Origin of the sequence: Streptomyces coryli (assembly GCF_011044975.1) — a bacterium.
In the GTDB taxonomy this organism is placed as follows: Bacteria; Actinomycetota; Actinomycetes; order Streptomycetales; family Streptomycetaceae; genus Streptomyces; species Streptomyces coryli.
Genome location: NZ_JAAKZV010000043.1, coordinates 26,401 through 41,298 on the forward strand (window position 1 = coordinate 26,401; position 14,898 = coordinate 41,298).

The window sequence follows — 14,898 nt, forward strand, 5'->3', positions numbered from 1 at the left end:
ATGCCCATGCACGGGCGGGGTCGCTACGAGTTGGGCAGCCGGCTGACACCTCTGGACGGAGGTCGTCATGCATAGGTTGCTGGTCCTGTATCGCGAGCCCGCCGACCCTGACCACTTCCGCGATTACTACGTGACCAAGCACCTTCCGCTGGTGGCGAGTTGGCCCGGCCCGCTCGCGTGGCGCTACAGCTTCGACGTGGCGGCGCTCGAAGGGGAAGCGCCGTATTTCGCGGTCTTCGAAGCCGACTTCGCTGACGCCGCCGCCATGGCCGCAGCGCAGGCCTCGCCGCACGGCCGGCGGCTGGCCGCCGATGTCGCCAACTACGCGACCGGCGGTGTGGTGATCATCCACTATCCGGTGCAGGACGGCACCGGCTGAGGCGGGCCGATACGGTCCGGGACGCGTTCGGGCGGCCGCTTAAGGCCAGGTCCGGCTAGCGGCGGACACCGTTGGCGGTTGCCGGATGTCCGCTGCGGTCAAGCTTTGGCCAGGTTGAGTACGACGAGGGTGTCGCCGTGGCGCATGTGATCCATGGCGGCGGTCATGCCGGGGCAGAGTGGTGCCCTGGTGCGGCATTGCCGCCGGTCAACATCCCGGGGTGGGCACGCGCCCGGTCAGGTGACCTGCTCGGGCCCCAGACCCGCTGGACGCGAAGAAGGGCCGACACCGGGAGGGTGTCGGCCCTTCTTCTGTTACGTCACGCCGCGGCAGGCTTGGCCTGCCGGGGGCTTACAGTGCGCGGACGCGCGAGGCCTGCGGGCCCTTGGGGCCCTGCACAACCTCGAACTCCACGACCTGGTTCTCCTCCAGGCTGCGAAAGCCCGAGCTGTCGATCTCCGAGTAGTGCACGAAGACGTCCGGGCCGCCCTCCGCCTGGGCGATGAAGCCGAAGCCCTTCTCGGCGTTGAACCACTTCACGGTTCCCTGAGTCATTGGAAGCTCCTTACAGGGGCTGGGGTGGGACTCGCACTCTGCGAGTTCCCGGCCGGTTCACGACGCGGCTGCTCCAGCAACCTGGAAGGCAAGCATCGCGCCCGCAACATCGTTCTCTGCGAGCATGCGACTGGCACAAACACACAAACAAAACTGCGACCGCTTCGTACAACCACACCGCCGCCGAAATCATTCCCCTCCCCTCCCGGCCGCCGCCGGCCCGGTGACGAGTTCTTCGGCTACGGCGTCGGCATCGCTATGTTCAGGCACCGCTAAGTGGCGCAGCTGGCCGCCTGCAGGGCGTGACCCCCACCACAACAGGCAGGGGCCCGTATGCCCTGACCAGCGCATTTCGTCGGCTCCTTAGCATCGGACCGCAGTCGTGGGGCTGCGGGTGGCTCGCGGCCGGACCGTCGAGTCGCTCCGCCGAGCGGCCGCTGTCACGCCTCACCGGAGCTGGCACCACGTCTCGGATCGCATCCACCATTAACCGCGAAGGTGGTGTTGTTAGCAGTCGGGACCTTCGTCCCTACCACCAGGCAGAGGCGCAGATATAGCACAGAGAGGAGCGCCGAACCGGAGGTGAATCGTGGACGGCATGGGACCGCCAAGGCCAACTGGGCCAATGCCAGGTGGCGGCTGCGTCCTCGTGATCGTCTTTGGGCCAGTCCTGGCGCTTGCCGGAGTCGGCTTCATCATCGGTGCGGTGCTACGTAACGCCGTGTCGCCCTGGATCGGCGTACTCGTGGGCGGGATCGCAGTATGTCTCGGCGTATGGAGCGGCTACCGGCTGGGGCTGTGGCCGCTGCGGAAGGTTCCGGAAGAAAAGATGGACGATGAGATGCGGGAAGGGGTCCGGCAGTTCCTCTCGGACGAGGACGACCGTGACGACATGAAGTGAGGGACGATACTCCCCTCCGCGCTGCGGCCGAAGCCGCATCGGCCATCCAACACGGACCAGGATGGCTACCTACCCGTCGGATGCGACGCCCCCACGAGGGCAGACACGACGAGGGTCGGCCACCCACCGCTGAAAGTCCCACTGATGCGGCGCTGTCGGAGCTGGGGCCTACGCTCCCTCCTGGCGACAGCGAGGAGCGGTGATGGCGTACACAACACGAGACCAGTGGCACGAGCACTACGCCGAGGGCGGCGGCTGGCGCCCGGTACGACCCGAAGAGCTCGACCCGCTCGCCGCCCGGCTCGGCCCCGGAGCCGGCCGGCGGCTGCTCGATGTCGGCTGCGGCGACGGCGGCTACGCGGCCTCGCTCGCCGGGCTCGGCTTCACCGTGCTCGGCGTCGACTACGCCGCCTCCGCCATCGAGGCCGCCCGCGCCCGCCCCTCCGCCGGCGTCGAGCTCGGCTTCCAGGTCTTCGACATCGAACAAGACGACCCGGCGACGCTGCCGGACGACACCTTCGACGTGATCACCGTGCGGCTCGTGCTCGCCTTCCTCGACCAACCCCGTTTCCTGGGCACCGCCCGACGGCTCCTCGCCCCCACCGGGCAACTGGTCGTCACCACCCCGCTTGCCGAACGGCTCCCCGCCGAGCGCCAGGACATCGGCCTGACCGCCGACGACCTCGCCGTGCTGCAGACCGGCTGGAGCCGCGTCGAGACGTACGACGTCGACACCCTCCGCGTGATCACCCTGAGTGACACGCCGACCGATCAGCGGACGGTGTCAGACCTATCCGGCAAGCTGATAGCCATGCCTGCGCCCAACACGAGCCCCGGCCCTGCCATGGACGAACTCGACTCCGCTCGCGCCGAGCACCACGGCCGGCCGGAGCCGCTGCTGACCTTCCCTGAGGGCGACGACCCCGACGGCCCGGATCTCCCGGACGTTGAGGAACCCGAAGAGGTCTAGGGCGGCCGCGGAGTAGTCTGCCGCGATGGTGAAGACCCTCGTTGCTACCCCCGATCCGGAGGAACCCGAGGAGTCCCGCCGCGGGCCGGCGCCCGCCGACGGGCTGCAGGACGTCTACGCCGAGATGCAGGTGCTCGGCGCGATGCTCCGGCACGCGGACGTGCGCGCGCTGGCCGCCACGGTGTTGGACGCCTCGATGTTCACCGCGCCGCATCGACGGCGTGTCTTCAGCGCGTGCGTGAGGATCCGGGGGCGCGGTCAAGTGCCTGCGGCCGGCACAGTCGCGGCCGAGATGCACGGCACCGACAAGGCGGCGATGGACGAGGCCGCCGACTACATGCGCGGCCTTGTCGCGAAGACGGCCCCCCAGCCGGTGGCCACCCACTATGTGGCGATCGTGCGCGATCTGGCCGCTTACCGCGCCCTTGCACCCGCGGTGCCGCCAACTCTGCGGTCTGTCGCGGGCGGCGCTGCCGAATTCGGTGCGCCGTCGTTGATGCGGGGCTTCCTCATCGACGAGAACGACGACTAGAACCGCCGGTTGCTGGAGGAGTGGCCCAAGACATCAGCGGCTTGTTGAGGAACGCCGTGTAGTCGTTGTTCATGGCGAGCTGGGGAAGCCGGCGTTCCACGAGTAGCCGTGGCGCGTGGCGTAGCAGTCTCGGGCTGGCTCATCCACAGTGCGGGCGCGGACGGTGGCCGCCGCTTCGCGAACTGATCTGCTTCGCCCTCTACTTGTGGGGCGCCGCTACCGACCAGAACGGCACCAACGTCGACCACCGGGAGGTCGTAGGGACCATCGTCGGCCACACCACGGCGACCCTGGCTGACATCCGGATGTTCATGACCGCGCTCGCGGCCCTGGGATGCGGCAACGGGTAGGCAGCGGAGACGCGGCAACTACCTTGAGATTGCCGACGTGATCCTGACGAGGCTAATCAAGGAGATAGATGCCTGCACGTACTTCGAGCGTGGTAAGGCCCTGAGTGGGGATGAGAGCGGACGAGCCGGTGGTGCTGGGGCGCACCGCCTTGCAGGCCACCCGTCTCGGGCTCGGGCTCGCCTCCCTCGGAGGACTGTTCGCTCCCGTCTCAGAAGACGACGCGGTGCGCACCGTCGACCGCGCCTGGGACATGGGCGTCCGGCTCTTCGACACGGCGCCCGTCTACGGCTACGGACGGTCGGAGCGCCGCGCCGGGGCTGCCCTCGGCAGCCGTCCCCGTGAGCAGTACGTCCTGTGCACCAAGGTCGGCCGCCTGATCGTGCCCGGGGGCGATGACACGCAGCCCATCTGGGCCGATCCGCCGCCGGGCGTCGGACCTCGGCGCGACTACTCGTACGCCGGGGTCATGCAATCGGTCGAGGAGAGCCTGGGACGTCTGGGCCTGGACCGGATCGACATCCTCCATGTGCACGACCCGGATGAGGACTTCCCCGTGGCGGTATCGGAGGCCTACCGGGCGCTGGCCGAGCTGCGCGCCCGGGGCACGATCGGCGCGGTGTCGATCGGCGTCAACCATGCCCCGGTGGCGGTTCGCTACCTCAGGGAGGTGGACCCGCCAGGCCCCGACTGCGTGATGCTCGCGGGCCGCTACAACCTTCTCGACCACTCCGGTCTCGACGAACTGCTGCCGCTGTGCGCGTCACGGGGCATCGCCGTCATGGCCGCAGGTGTCTACCAGTCAGGGCTGCTCGCCGACCCCCGCCCCGGAGCCCCGCACGGCTATCCCACGGTGCCGGCTGAACTGGCCCGGCGGGTCGCCGCATGGCACGCGCTCTGCCGGAGGTTCGAGGTACCTGTGACGGCTGCCGCCGTTCAGTTCCCGTTCGGTCACCGCGCGGTGGCCTGCGTGGTGGTTGGAGCCCGGGCACCGGATGAGGTGGACGAGACCGCTCGAATGCTCGCCCACCCCGTACCGGGAGAGTTCTGGGCCGCCGCGCGGACGGCCGGATTGCTGCCCGCGGGAGTGCCGACCCCGGGCGGGTGACTCGCGGTCGCGGTCGAGGGTGTGGGGCGCGGCCGCCGTCGACGATCCGGCTCAGTCTTCGCCCGATTCCGATGTCTGCGCGTTGAAGGAGTTGCCCGGGCGAGTGCAGGGCGCGAAGGCGACGCTCGTACACCTCCCGCCGCTTCGTCGTGCCCGATCGCGGGTCGAAGTCTGTGGCTACCTGCAGGTCGGTGACAGATTGCCAGCGTGCTTTTGGGTACGCACGAGGCCTGCGCGCCGGCGCATTGCGACATGGGGACCTGACTTGCGAAAACCCTTGCCCCGATCGTGTGACCTTGCCGCTCGGGGGTGCTTTCCGGTGTGGTGCCGAGTCGCGGGAGCCGTCGGTGAGCGTGGGAGGCTGATGTGTATGGGATCAGCGAGCCTCGAGATCGACCGGTCACCGTCGGATGCCTCGGGCCCGCGAGCTCCAGTGGGTCCAGCAGCTACCGGGTTGGGGTGCATCTGATGACGATCGAGTTGATCGGTGTGCCCTTCGACGGCTACGGCCGTGACGGTCACCAAGCCCGGGCTGCCTCGGCGCTGCGCGAAGCCGGGCTGGTCGACGCATTGGCACCGCACTCGGTCCGGGACAGCGGCGATCTGAGCCTGCCGGTCTTCGAGACCGGCCGCGGCCCGCAGACGGGACTCCTCAACGAGCGCGCGCTGTTGGCGATGGCCGAGCAGCTGAATGAGCGTGTCGCCACCGCGATCACCGACGAGGTGTTCCCGGTCGTCGTCGGTGGGGACTGCGCGCTGTTGCTGGGGGTGGTCCCTGCGCTGCGTGATGTGATTGAGCGGCCCGGCCTGCTGTTCCTCGATGGCCACGAGGACACGATGCCCTTGGACGTCGTCGAGGACGGCGAGGCCGCGAACTGCGAGATCGGACTGCTGCTCGGCGTGACCGGCCGGCTGCTCACCGGCCCTCTCGCGCAACGACTGCCCGCTTTGGAGATCAACGGGCTTGCCATGCTCGGCCAGCGTGATGACGAATGGCGGCGCCGGTTCAACGTCGGCTCGGTGTCCGACCTCGGTGTCTGGTCACGCCCCCTGAACCTGATGCGTGATGACCCTGGCGAGGCCGCGCGTGCCGCGGCGACCCACCTGCAAGCGAACACGAACCGGTGGTGGCTGCACATCGACCTGGACGTCCTGGACCCCGAAGTCTTCGGTGCGCAAGGACTGCCCGACTACCCGGACGAGCCCGACGGTCTGGACTTCGGCCAGCTCACCGCCGTCACTACCGAAGCGGTGGGTACAGGCGGCTGCGCGGGGCTGAGTGTGGCGATCTATGACCCGGAACAAGACCCCGACAGCGCCGACGCAGAGGCGACCGTCAACCTGGTCCGCGAGACGATCCGGGCGCTTACGTGATTTGCCGGGCGACGAACCAGCAGGTGGTTTCCGGGGCCTTCCTGGTTGTTGTCGTCATCGCTCAGACCTGATTGGGCCGTAGGCGTCAGGTTCTTTAGGGCCTGTCCGGCGGATCTAGGATTGATTGGGTGAAGGTACCGAGCTCGCCCGGCGGATCATCGAGGAGGTGCAGGAACGGCTGGGTGGGGGCGGCCGGAGGCCCTGACCGGGGAGCGGATCGGGGCGTGCCGGGAAGAAGTAGCATCGTCGCCGACATGGCGAGGTGAAGGCCGTCGCTTGCTGACAAGGCGGTGTGAAGCGTGGAGCAGAAGAAGCCCTGGACGATTCAGTGGCATATTGCCGTAGATGGAACGGTGATCAAGCAGCGGTCCCGGGGCAGGGCGGAGCATGAACAGCTGTTCCAGCAGTTTGCGACGACGCGGACGCCGAGGATCGAGCAGCTCGATGCCATGGAGGCGGGGCTGCAGCGTGCCAGCGCCTCCGGCGAGCGACGGTCCAGGGTCCTCCTGTGCCTGGCCTACGTGGCTCTCGCAGGGCTCGTGGCCGGGATCGTGTCGACCTGGGCCGGCATCGATACCGGGTTCTTGACGTTGGGGTCGCTCGCGGTCGTCGTTCTCCTCGGGCTCAGCACGGGCGTCATCATGCGGGCATCGATCGGTCGCTATCAGCGCGCCCACCGGGAGGCCGGGTTCGAATCGTCGAACGGCGTCACGCTCGCCGCTCGCGAGGCCCGCATGATGATCAGCGATCCAGGTGCCGTCTCCGGCAGGGAGTTCGCCGCCGTCCGGGCCTGAGGGCCGACGTCGGCGGTGGTCCAGGGCCTGTCCGGCGGATCTCGTGGCTGCCGGGACGTTGGGTCGTTGGCATGGGCATGGGCATGGGCATGGGCATGGGGCGGGGAGATCTGACGAGCGCGGAGTGGGTCCGGATGACGCCGCATCTGCCGAAGTCCGGGCAGCGCGGCGGTCGTTGGGCCAGCCGTCGCGTGATCGTCAGCGGGATCCTGTACCGGCAGCGCACCGGTATTCCATGGCGGGATCTGCCTGCGCGTTTCGGTCCGTGGAAGACCGTATACGAGCGGCATAGACGCTGGTCGGCCGGCGGCACGTGGGACAGGATCTTCGCGACCGTCCTGGCCGACGCCGATACGGACGTCCGCATCGACTGGTCGATGGTGAGCGTCGATTCGACTTCCTGCCGGGCCCACCAGCACGCCGCCGGAGCCGGCAAAAGACCACCGCGGGTGCCGGGAAAAGACGCATGTCCCGGCAGCACCGCCCCGACGAGGGACTCGGACGCTCCCGGGGCGGTCTGACCTGCAAGATCCACCGGCCGGCGAGGCCACCGCCGCCCTCTGGCTCTGCCGGTCATGCCGGGCCAGTGGGGCGATACCCCGCAGTTCATCCCGGTCATGGAACGCATCCGCGTCGGCCGCCTCGGCGGCGGACATCCCCGCACCCGCCCCGATCATCTCGGCGGCGACAAGGCCTACTCGTCCCGTCGCAACCGCCGCCACCTGCGGCCACGCGAGATCAAGCACACCATCCCCGAAGCGAAGAACCAGCGGACCAACCGACAGGCCCGCGGCAGCAAGGGCGGTCGGCCCGCCGGTTTCGACAAGACGATCTATAAGCGCAGGAACGAAGTTGAGCGGACGATTAACGCCCTCAATAACTTCCGTGCCGTGGCCACGAGGTTCGACAAACGCGCCTACGTCTTCCACGGCACCGTCACCCTCGCCTCGATCCGACTCTGGCTCCGCCCCGGGTGTCGGGTTCTTTAGCGTGTTCTGGTGTGTGTTCGGGTGGCGGGTGTGGTGGTGGGCCGCTGGTCACCATCGCAGCCGAGAGCGTTTCCGGGCACGGTACGCGTATCCCGATCGAGCGCCGATGTGGTGTCGCGGGTTTCTGTGGTGTGGAGTGGTTTGTCGTTGCGCATGGTGGTGAAGAGTTGTCGTGCTGCTTGTTGGTTGAGGGTGACGGTGGAGCCGGTGCCGGGGATGTTGTGTCCGAGGTTGGCGATTTTCGGGGTGGCGAACTCGATGTTTTCCAGCTGTAGGTGGCGTGCTTTCCAGCCGAGTTCGACGAGGTCTGGTGTGCTGTTGCCGTTGGCGGATTTCAGTGATCGTGCCATGGTGGCGGCGAGTTTCCGCAGTCGTTCGGGGTGTTGCAGGTCGCCGGAGGTGAGTACTTGTCCTGCTGTGTTGGCGAGGATGCGTTGTTGTCGGCGGATGCGGGTGATGTCTCCGTTGGTGGTGTTGTGGCGGGAGCGTGCGTAGCCGAGTGCGTGTGCGCCGTTGAGGTGGTGGGTGCCGGGGGTGAGGTTGAGTCCGGTGTAGCGGGTGTCGTGCAGCGGCTGGCGGGTGCAGATTTTTACGCCGCCGAGCTGGTTGATGGCCTTTTCGAAGCCGGTGAATTTCACGGTCATGACTTTGTCGATGTCGACGCCGGTGAAGCGTTCGACGGTCCGCTCGGCCAGCTTGGTGCCGCCTCGTGAGTGGGCGGCGTTGATTTTGCTGCCGAGGCTGGGGGCGTAGACGTCGCGGGGGATGCTGATCACGCTGGCCCACTGTCCGTTGCCGGACAGGTGCATCAGCATGATCACATCCGAGCAGTCGCAGCCTTGTCCGCCCGCATACAGGCGTTCCTTGTCTGCTGGGGTCAGGCCTGCGCGGGTGTCGCGTCCGAGCAGCAGCACGTTGGTGCCGTTCGTGTCGCGGGTTGTTTCCTGGCCGGCGGCCCACTCGAAGCCACCCCCGCTGAGCGCGGTGGCGGCCAGGCCGGCGGCGAGGAGTCGGGTCCTGGTGCGTAGCGGCATGGCGGCGGCCTCCGGGTGGCGCGTGGCGGCGGTGGGGTGATGCCCCGGCGAGGCTAGAACCTGCAGGCCCGTATTGGTGGGTTTTGTGCGGCGTGTCCGGTGGGACCACTCGGCGGCGGGAACGGTGTCGCGGCTCTTCCCCAGGAGGAAAGCAACCGCTTAGTATGTGGCCGCGGGGGTGGCCGTTCCGGCCCGGAGCCGGCCCGGAGCCGGCCTGGTGTCGGCCCGTGGTCGGCCTGGTTCCGGCCTGGTGTCGGCCTGGTGTCGGCCTGGTGTTGGTCTGGGGTCCGGTGTCGGCCGGGGGTTGGTGTGGAGGGAGGTGTGGTGGTGTGAGGGCGTGGCGGGTGCACGTGAACGGTGAGCCACATGCGGTGATGCGTCTGGAGGAGGTTCCCGTCCCCGAGCCGGGGCCTGGGCAGGTGCTGGTCCGGGTTCGTGCGGCGAGTGTGAATTTCCCGGATGCGCTGCTGTGCCGCGGCCAGTACCAGGTCCGCCCGCCGCTGCCGTTCACCCCGGGTGTGGAGATGTGCGGCGAGGTGGTCGGCGCGGGGGAGGGCACCGGGAGCACCGAGAGCACCGAGAGCACCGAGAGCACCGAGAGCACCGAGGGTGCCGAGGGTGTCGAGGGTGTGGCTGTGGTGGGTGGGCGGGTGTTGGCGGGTCCGGTGTTGCCGGCGGGTGCGTTTGCCGAGTACAGCGTTGCTGATGTGGTGTCGGTGCGGCCTGCCCCTGTGGCTTTGGATGATGCCGAGGCGGCGGCGTTGCATGTCGGTTATCAGACGGGCTGGTTCGGTCTGCACCGCCGGGCCCGTCTGCAGCCGGGGGAGACCCTGCTGGTGCATGCGGCGGCCGGTGGTGTCGGCTCCGCTGCGGTGCAGCTCGGCAAGGCGGCCGGCGCCCGGGTCATCGGTGTGGTCGGCGGCCCGGACAAGGCAGCGGTCGCCCGGGCTCTGGGCTGCGAGGTGGTCATCGACCGCCGGAAGGAAGATTTCGCCGCGGCGGTGAAGGAGGTCACCGGCGGCCGGGGTGCCGATGTCGTCTACGACCCGGTCGGCGGCGACACCTTTCACCGTTCCACCAAGTGTGTGGCTTTCGAGGGCCGCATCGTTGTGGTGGGTTTCGCCTCGGGCGACATTCCGGCGCCGCCGCTCGGTCATGTGCTGGTGAAGAATTACACGGTTTTGGGCCTGCATTGGGGCCTGTACAACACGAAGGATCCGGGCGCGGTGGCCGCCTGTCACGAGCACCTGGGCGAACTCGCCGCCCGGGGCGCCATCCGGCCGCTGGTCAGCGAGCGGGTCCCCCTTATCCAGGCTGCTGATGCCGTCCAGCGGGTGGCGGCCGGGACCACCACCGGCCGCATCGTCGTCGAACCCTTTTAGTCCGGGAGCGTGAGGAGAACACCATGGCCACCACTCCACCCGACGCGGCCGAGCTGCGCCGCCGCACCCGCGCCTTCCTCGAGTTGTATCCGCCGGCCGTCACCGAACGCCTGGCGTTTCTGCGGGCCCGTTTCGATGCCGGGCTGGCCTGGGTGCACTATCCCGCCGGCCTCGGCGGCCTGGGCGCGCCCCGCTCTTTGCAGGCCGTCGTCGATGCCGAGCTGGAGGCGGCGGACGCCCCTGCAGGTAATGGTCCGAATGTCAACGGCATCGGGCTGGGGATGGCCGCGCCGACGATCCTGGCTTACGGCACCGAGGAGCAGAAGAAGCGTTTTTTGAAGCCGTTGTGGACGGGGGAGGAGATCTGGTGCCAGCTGTTCTCCGAGCCCGGCGCGGGCTCGGATCTGGCCGGGCTTGCCACCCGCGCGGTACGTGACGGTGATACCTGGATCGTCGACGGCCAGAAGGTGTGGACGTCCTCGGCGCACCAGGCGGATTTCGCGATCCTGATCGCCCGTACCGACCCGGAGGTGCCCAAGCATCAGGGGATCACCTACTTCCTGTGCGACATGCACGATCCGGGGGTGGAGGTGCGGCCGCTGCGGCAGATCACCGGTGAGGCCGAGTTCAACGAGGTCTTCCTCACCGGGGTACGGATCCCCGACATCCACCGGCTGGGCGCCATCGGGGACGGCTGGAGGGTGGCCCAGACGACCTTGAACAACGAGCGCGTCGCGATCGGCGGTGCCCGCATCCCGCGGGAGGGCGGCATGCTGGGCATCGTCGCCAACGCCTGGCGCGCCCATCCGGACCAGCGCACCCCGGATCTGCACCAGCGGCTGCTGGCGCTGTGGGTCGAGGCCGAGGCGCTGCGGCTGTCCGGGGTGCGGCTGCGTCAGCAGCTGGCGGTCGGCCAGCCGGGCCCGGAGGGGTCGGCGATGAAGCTCGGCATGGCCCGGATGCATCAGGAACTGTCCGGTCTGGAGGTGGAGTTGATGGCCGAGGAGGGCCTGGCCTACGACGACTGGACCCAGCGGCGCCCGCAGAGCGTGGATTTCCTGGGACGCCGGGCCGGCTACCGCTATCTGCGGGCCAAGGGCAACTCGATCGAGGGCGGCACCTCGGAGATTTTGTTGAACATCATCGCCGAGCGGGTCCTGGGCCTGCCCGCCGAGCCCCGCACCGACAAGGACACCGCCTGGAAGGACCTGCCGCGATGACCACCACCCCCGCAACATCTGCAACCCCCGCAACCTCCGCGACATCTGCGGTATCTGTGTCGGCTGGGGCGGCTGATGTCCGTTCGCTGCTGTATTCCGAGACCGAGGACGATCTGCGTGCGGCGGTGGCCGGGCTGCTCGCCGACCGCAGCGCGGCGGGGGAGGTCATCGCCCGCAGTGAGGCGGACGGCGGCCCCTACGATGCGGCGCTGTGGAAGGCCCTGGCCCGGGAGATCGGGGCTGCGGGGCTGCTGGTCCCGGAAAGCCTGGGCGGTGCCGGTGCCTCGCACCGGGAGGCCGCGGTGGTCCTGGAGGAGCTGGGCCGGGCGGTGACGCCGGCGCCGTATCTGACCGGTGCGGTGATCGCGGTCGAGGCGCTGCTGGGCTGCGGCACCGGACCGGCGGAGGATCTGCTCGAAGACATCGCCGCCGGCAGCCGGGTGGCCGTCCTGGCGCTGTCGTGGTCGGCGCACGAACCGGCGGTGACGGTGGGGGCGGCCGGCGGCCGGCTCACCGGCCGGATCACCTCGGTCGCCGACGCCGCCGCGGCCGACGTCCTCCTCGTCCCGGCCGAGGACGGCCTGTACGCGGTCGAGGCCGCCCGGATCGAAGCCCGCACGCCCCTCGACCTGACCCGGCCTCTGGCCGATGTGTTCTGCGACAGCACGCCGGGCACCCGCCTGGCCGACGCGGCCACGGCCCGTGCGGCGGTGGAGCGGGCGCTGCTGGCCGGCGCCGGGCTGCTGGCCTCGGAGCAGCTGGGCATCGCGGAGTGGTGCCTGGCCGAGACGGTCGGCTATCTCAAGGAGCGCCGGCAGTTCGCCCGCCGGGTCGGCGGCTTCCAGGCGCTCAAGCACCGGATGGCCACGCTGTGGCTGGAACTGGTTGCGGCCCGCGCCGCCGCCCGCGATGCCGCCGGCGCGCTGGCCGATGGCGCCGAGGACGCGGCGATCGCGGTGGCGGTCGCGCAGGCCTACTGCGCCCAGGTGGCGGTGCACGCGGCGGAGGAGGCGGTGCAGTTGCACGGCGGCATCGGCATGACCTGGGAACACCCCGCCCACCTGTACCTCAAGCGGGCCAAGAGCGACCAGCTCGCCCTCGGCAGCCCCGGCCGCCACCGCGCCCGGCTGGCAGACCTGATCGACCTGCCGGCCTGACCCGCGCCGCCGACCCGGCCTGCCCTCCGGGTCCCGCCTCCCGTACGGCCCTGCCAACAGGGGTACGCCGATCGGGAAGATGGGGCAGGCCGGCCGCGCGGACGCCGGCAACAGCAGCGGCACGCCGTGGGGGAGAAGGGGGGAGAGGGCTGCTCAGATCCGCCGCAGCCCCGCAGCCGCAGCCCCGCAGCCGCAGCCCCGCAGCCGCAGCCCCGCAGCCCCGCAGTCCGCAGTCCGCAGTCCGCAGTCCGCAGTCTGCAGTCCGCGACCTGCGCCCCGCAGCCCCGCAGGCCCAGTTCGTAGGCCCCAGTCCTCAGCCTGCGGTCCGCAGTCCGCGACCTGCGGCCCGCAGGCCGCTGCACCGAGATCACTTGTCACCTGCCAGGTGCGCCGCCATCTCATAGACCCGTGCGGTGCGGGAAGTCCGCAGACCGCGTCCCGCAGCCCCAGTCCGTAGGCCCCAATCCGTAGCCCGTAGCCCGTAGCCCGTAGCCCGTAGCCCATAGCCCGTAGCCCGTAGCCCGCAGTCCGCGACCCGCTCGCTGTCCGTGGCGCGGTGTGGCCGGCTGTTGCTGCCGGTTCCCAGGTTGTGGCCGCCCGTCGGCGGCGCCGTGCCCCTGGGAGTGTTGCTGCTCCCGGCCCGTCCGGGTTCAGTTCTGCACCCGGAGCCGTTCGGGCGGGGTGGTGGCTGGTTCCGGCAGGCGTAGCGGCTCGTTGCCGGGGGTGAGGGAGCCGAGTACGGCGGGTCCGCTGGCGCCGGTGGCGGAGGGGATGTTGCCGGCCAGCTGGCAGTAGGACAGGTAGCCCAGCAGTGCGAACAGGTAGGCTTCCTTGCCCTGCGCATCGAGCCCGAGTTCCGCGCTGTCGGCCAGGCGCAGGTGCGGCCCGCAGCGGGCGGCGATGCGGGCCATCAGTACCGGGTTGCGCACGCCGCCGCCGGAGACCACCAGTTCGCTGAGCTGGTGGGTGGTGCATGCCTGGGCGACCAGGGCGGCGGTCAGCTCGGTGACCGTGGCCACGACGTCGTCGGCCGCGGTCTGCTGTCCGTCCAGATGCTGGTGCAGGTACCGGGCGTTGAAGATTTCCTTGCCGGTCGATTTCGGTGCCGGCAGCCGGTAGTACGGCTCGTCCAGCAGCCGCTGCAGCAGCCCGGTGTCGACTTTCCCGCGTGCGGCCCGTGCTCCGCCGGCGTCCATGGTCTGGGTCCCGCCGCTGGCGGCGACCGCGGCGGCGTCGATGAGCGCGTTCGCCGGCCCCAGGTCATAGGCAACCACACCCCCACCCCCACCACCGCTGCCGTCGCGGTCCCGGTCACCGGCGGTGCCGTCGCCGGCGTTGTGGCCGGTCCGTACGGTGATGTTGGCGATCCCGCCCAGGTTCAGTGCCCCGCGCCGTTGTGGTCCGGCCGGCAGCAGCAGTGCGTCCATGGTCGAGGCCAGCGGTGCGCCTTGCCCGCCTTTGGCGATGTCCCGGGTGCGCAGATCGGAGATGACCGGCAGTCCGGTCGCCTCGGCGATCCAGGCGGCCGCGCCCAGCTGCAGGGTTCCTTTGGCCCGGCTTCCTTCCACCCAGTGGTAGACGGTCTGTCCGTGCGAGACCACCAGGTCCGCCGCGCCTCCGGCCACGGTCGCGCAGGCCTGGGCGGCGACGCGGCCGAAGAACTGCCCCAGTTCGGTGTCGAGCCGGCACACCTCTTCCATGGTGGTCGCCGCGGGCGGCAGGCAGGCGGCGATCCGCCGCCGCAGCGCGGTAGGAAAGCCGGCGCTGTGCAGCCCGAGCGGGCGCAGCACCAGTTCGGCGCCGTCGCGCCACAGTTCGGCGGCGCAGGCGTCCACCGCGTCGTAGGAGGTGCCGCTGAGCAGCCCGACCACGGTCACCGGATGATCCTTCACGCGGCCATCATGGCAGCCGCCGCGGACCCGCCCCCCTTGTCCGGACCCTTGCGCAGCAGGACGGGACGGCGGGCCCGCGAACGACCCGCCGCAAACCATACATATCGGACACTTGGCTGGTGGGGAAGCCACGACCCCGGGCGTGGAGCGCCGCCCTCTACGCCCCCTCACCGTTCGCCCCTCGCCTGCTCGCTGTTCGCTGTTCGCTGTTCGCCGTTGCGGTTCGCTGCTTGCCGCGTCGGCGCCGGCTGCTGTCGCCCGCC

Annotated in this window: 14 protein-coding genes and 1 pseudogene; 12 read left to right on the plus strand and 3 right to left on the minus strand. The window is 69.9% G+C overall.

Going from position 1 to position 14,898, the window contains the following annotated elements:
- Positions 1-67 precede the first annotated feature (67 nt).
- Complete coding sequence (locus G5C51_RS12890; protein ID WP_165236606.1) at positions 68-379, plus strand: EthD family reductase; 312 nt, start codon at positions 68-70, stop codon at positions 377-379.
- 351 nt (positions 380-730) lie between these two features.
- On the opposite strand, the gene G5C51_RS12895 is transcribed toward G5C51_RS12890, so the two are convergent.
- Positions 731-934, minus strand: coding sequence for a cold-shock protein (locus G5C51_RS12895; protein WP_165236608.1), 204 nt, complete (start codon positions 932-934; stop codon positions 731-733).
- Positions 935-1,583: 649 nt separating this feature from the next.
- Here G5C51_RS12895 and G5C51_RS12900 point away from each other — a divergent pair.
- The 8 genes and pseudogenes from G5C51_RS12900 to G5C51_RS12935 all read left to right on the plus strand — a co-directional run bounded on the left by G5C51_RS12900 (position 1,584) and on the right by G5C51_RS12935 (position 7,950).
- Positions 1,584-1,835 carry a hypothetical protein gene (locus G5C51_RS12900; RefSeq protein WP_165236610.1) on the plus strand — a complete coding sequence of 84 codons (252 nt, stop codon included), beginning with the start codon at positions 1,584-1,586 and terminating at the stop codon, positions 1,833-1,835.
- Positions 1,836-2,037: 202 nt separating this feature from the next.
- Positions 2,038-2,805, plus strand: a complete 768-nt coding sequence (locus tag G5C51_RS12905; RefSeq protein ID WP_165236612.1) for a class I SAM-dependent methyltransferase — start codon at positions 2,038-2,040, stop codon at positions 2,803-2,805.
- A 25-nt stretch (positions 2,806-2,830) separates the two neighbouring features.
- Positions 2,831-3,337 (plus strand): DnaB-like helicase N-terminal domain-containing protein, encoded by a 507-nt coding sequence (locus G5C51_RS12910; RefSeq protein WP_165236614.1) that lies wholly within the window; start codon positions 2,831-2,833, stop codon positions 3,335-3,337.
- A gap of 203 nt (positions 3,338-3,540) precedes the next feature.
- On the plus strand, positions 3,541-3,687 hold the full coding sequence (locus tag G5C51_RS12915) for a hypothetical protein (RefSeq protein ID WP_165236616.1): 147 nt from the start codon (positions 3,541-3,543) through the stop codon (positions 3,685-3,687).
- 110 nt (positions 3,688-3,797) lie between these two features.
- Positions 3,798-4,793 carry an aldo/keto reductase gene (locus G5C51_RS12920; protein WP_165236618.1) on the plus strand — a complete coding sequence of 332 codons (996 nt, stop codon included), beginning with the start codon at positions 3,798-3,800 and terminating at the stop codon, positions 4,791-4,793.
- A gap of 468 nt (positions 4,794-5,261) precedes the next feature.
- Positions 5,262-6,167 carry an arginase family protein gene (locus G5C51_RS12925; protein WP_206313762.1) on the plus strand — a complete coding sequence of 302 codons (906 nt, stop codon included), beginning with the start codon at positions 5,262-5,264 and terminating at the stop codon, positions 6,165-6,167.
- A gap of 299 nt (positions 6,168-6,466) precedes the next feature.
- Positions 6,467-6,961: a hypothetical protein gene (locus G5C51_RS12930; protein ID WP_165236620.1), complete on the plus strand. Its 495-nt coding sequence runs from the start codon at positions 6,467-6,469 to the stop codon at positions 6,959-6,961.
- Positions 6,962-7,056: 95 nt separating this feature from the next.
- Positions 7,057-7,950: pseudogene (locus tag G5C51_RS12935) on the plus strand (IS5 family transposase).
- Here the strand turns inward: G5C51_RS12935 and G5C51_RS12940 are convergent.
- On the minus strand, positions 7,947-8,984 hold the full coding sequence (locus G5C51_RS12940) for an LCP family protein (RefSeq protein ID WP_165236622.1): 1,038 nt from the start codon (positions 8,982-8,984) through the stop codon (positions 7,947-7,949). The pseudogene G5C51_RS12935 and the gene G5C51_RS12940 overlap by 4 nt on opposite strands.
- Positions 8,985-9,313: 329 nt before the next feature.
- Between G5C51_RS12940 and G5C51_RS12945 the strand changes: the two genes are divergently transcribed.
- Genes G5C51_RS12945 through G5C51_RS12955 form a run of 3 tightly spaced genes read left to right on the plus strand, consistent with a single transcriptional unit; the run spans position 9,314 to position 12,743 of the window.
- Positions 9,314-10,366, plus strand: coding sequence for a zinc-binding dehydrogenase (locus G5C51_RS12945; protein ID WP_165236624.1), 1,053 nt, complete (start codon positions 9,314-9,316; stop codon positions 10,364-10,366).
- A gap of 23 nt (positions 10,367-10,389) precedes the next feature.
- Positions 10,390-11,586 carry an acyl-CoA dehydrogenase family protein gene (locus G5C51_RS12950; RefSeq protein WP_165236626.1) on the plus strand — a complete coding sequence of 399 codons (1,197 nt, stop codon included), beginning with the start codon at positions 10,390-10,392 and terminating at the stop codon, positions 11,584-11,586.
- Positions 11,583-12,743, plus strand: coding sequence for an acyl-CoA dehydrogenase family protein (locus tag G5C51_RS12955; protein WP_165236628.1), 1,161 nt, complete (start codon positions 11,583-11,585; stop codon positions 12,741-12,743). Before G5C51_RS12950 ends, G5C51_RS12955 begins: the two co-directional genes overlap by 4 nt.
- Before the next feature lie 650 nt (positions 12,744-13,393).
- Here G5C51_RS12955 and G5C51_RS12960 read toward each other — a convergent pair.
- Complete coding sequence (locus G5C51_RS12960) at positions 13,394-14,620, minus strand: anhydro-N-acetylmuramic acid kinase (RefSeq protein WP_338118116.1); 1,227 nt, start codon at positions 14,618-14,620, stop codon at positions 13,394-13,396.
- Between the last annotated feature and the right edge of the window lie 278 nt (positions 14,621-14,898).

Coding starts and splice junctions, on each gene's coding strand:
- G5C51_RS12890 (WP_165236606.1), top strand. CDS start 68: ATGCATAGGTTGCTGGTCCTGTATCGCGAGCCCGCCGACCCTGACCAC.
- G5C51_RS12895 (WP_165236608.1), bottom strand. CDS start 934: ATGACTCAGGGAACCGTGAAGTGGTTCAACGCCGAGAAGGGCTTCGGC.
- G5C51_RS12905 (WP_165236612.1), top strand. CDS start 2,038: ATGGCGTACACAACACGAGACCAGTGGCACGAGCACTACGCCGAGGGC.
- G5C51_RS12910 (WP_165236614.1), top strand. CDS start 2,831: ATGGTGAAGACCCTCGTTGCTACCCCCGATCCGGAGGAACCCGAGGAG.
- G5C51_RS12920 (WP_165236618.1), top strand. CDS start 3,798: ATGAGAGCGGACGAGCCGGTGGTGCTGGGGCGCACCGCCTTGCAGGCC.
- G5C51_RS12925 (WP_206313762.1), top strand. CDS start 5,262: ATGACGATCGAGTTGATCGGTGTGCCCTTCGACGGCTACGGCCGTGAC.
- G5C51_RS12940 (WP_165236622.1), bottom strand. CDS start 8,984: ATGCCGCTACGCACCAGGACCCGACTCCTCGCCGCCGGCCTGGCCGCC.
- G5C51_RS12950 (WP_165236626.1), top strand. CDS start 10,390: ATGGCCACCACTCCACCCGACGCGGCCGAGCTGCGCCGCCGCACCCGC.
- G5C51_RS12955 (WP_165236628.1), top strand. CDS start 11,583: ATGACCACCACCCCCGCAACATCTGCAACCCCCGCAACCTCCGCGACA.